We start from the raw sequence: 1,726 nt of genomic DNA, 5'->3' as shown, positions 1-1,726 counted from the left end.
TGGGTGTATGCTCTAAAAATTAGACTTTTTCGACCGATTTTATTGATTTTTAAATTTATAAAATTCAAAATGGGAACAAGCGAAATCCAAGTTATAGATAACCACATTACGGATTATATTGCTTTAGAAGACCATAATATCTATTACCAGCATCTGAAAGACCTCGACACTTTAAAAACACGGCAAATCTGTGAACTGCGGATGACAAAAAAGGATAGCATTCCTTTTGATGTGCAGTTGGAAACGATCCTTGTCATGAACACATGTAAAAAACCTGAACAATACCGTACGTTAGTCATCGATATCAGTGAACGAAAAAAGACTGAAAGAGAGGACTCTCATTTTGCTTTTTTAAATTTTATTTTTAAATAACGGCCATGGGCCGACCTGACATATCAACTGCCAGGCATAGCCCACAACAAAGTTTGAAAAATCTGAGTAACTTACCCAGACTTTCTTATAAAAAAATTTCTTCAATTTTTCGGTATCATTCTTTCCGCAATGCGGATAAACGCACCCGTGATAGGAGATTGCGCGTGTAAGTGTTGAAATGAAACGCCCTGATCCCCACAATTTACCATGTCCGGGTCAAACGGGATTCTGCCTAGAAACCTGATTCCATGGAATTTTGCGGTTTTTTCTCCTCCGCCGGTTCCGAAAATATCAATATTCTTCCCGCAATGAGGACAAATAAACCCACTCATATTTTCAATAATCCCCCAGATGCCCATATTAACAGTTCGACAAAAACTGATGGACTTTCGGATGACTGCCAGTGCCACTTCCTGAGGCGTCGTAACGATAATAGCCAGAGCGTCCGGGATCAACTTGGCAACGGTCAAGGGCTCGTCCCCGGTTCCGGGCGGGGAGTCGATAACCAGAAAATCCAAAACTCCCCAACTGACTTCCCCGACAAACTGCTTTATGACGGTCTGTTTGATAGGTCCCCGCCAGATGATGGCGTCGTCCTTGTTCGGCATCAGAGACTCCATGGATACAACCTTTAAATTATCTACATAACGTATGGGCACTATCTTTTTATCAAGGTCTACCGTGAGCATACCATCCAGTCCGAGCATGCGGGGGACATCCGGTCCGTGGATATCAACATCCATTAATCCAACGGTATACCCCATATTTGCAAGTGCGATGGCAAGATTGACGGATACGCTTGTTTTCCCTACGCCTCCCTTACCGCTCATCACAATGAACTTTCGGCCGATTTTTTTTAATGTTTTTGGGACAAGGTCATCCGGCTTCTGACCAGGCATATGACTTGCGATCCGGCTTTTTGAAAAATGCTTCATACTTTTCCCTCCGTTGCGGGGTTCACGATGTAACCTCGTTCTATTTAGTGCAAAGTTAGGTTACATTTTTATATGAAAGTTCCAATAAGTTCTTGAATTACTTTCTTACTTTGTTGTGGGCTACACCTCGGTGCTGATATGTCAGGTCAGCCCATGGCTGTTATAGAGAATAGGGTGAGGGATGATTACAAGTCAACATGATCTAAAACCATAAAAAAACGCATAAATCGACTATTAAAAATAGAGAGATTATTCTAAAAACCTTCGGATGCAGGCTCATGAAGGCGCAAAAAATTAACAGGTGTTTTTTTGAATATACTAATTTTTGATGGTCCTGTAAAAAGTCAGAGCCCAAATCAAACTTCTGTTTTTGAGTTTGCAGACTATTTTGATCATATGATCAAAATCTGTTAAAAAAA

General features: G+C 40.9%; 2 protein-coding genes. One reads left to right on the top strand and one right to left on the bottom strand.

Annotated features, from left to right (window positions below):
* Positions 1-372, top strand: a 372-nt coding sequence (locus tag B147_RS27985; RefSeq protein WP_211216931.1) for a PAS domain-containing protein, incomplete at its 5' end; no start/stop codon positions are given.
* Between the two features lie 101 nt (positions 373-473).
* Here the strand turns inward: B147_RS27985 and B147_RS0109415 are convergent.
* Positions 474-1,307, bottom strand: coding sequence for an Mrp/NBP35 family ATP-binding protein (locus B147_RS0109415; RefSeq protein WP_020586962.1), 834 nt, complete (start codon positions 1,305-1,307; stop codon positions 474-476).
* Positions 1,308-1,726 lie beyond the last annotated feature (419 nt).

Origin of the sequence: Desulfobacter curvatus DSM 3379 (assembly GCF_000373985.1) — a bacterium.
GTDB lineage: Bacteria > Desulfobacterota > Desulfobacteria > Desulfobacterales > Desulfobacteraceae > Desulfobacter > Desulfobacter curvatus.
The sequence above is the reverse complement of the archived record's forward strand: the minus strand, read 5'-3'. Positions and strand labels throughout refer to the sequence as shown.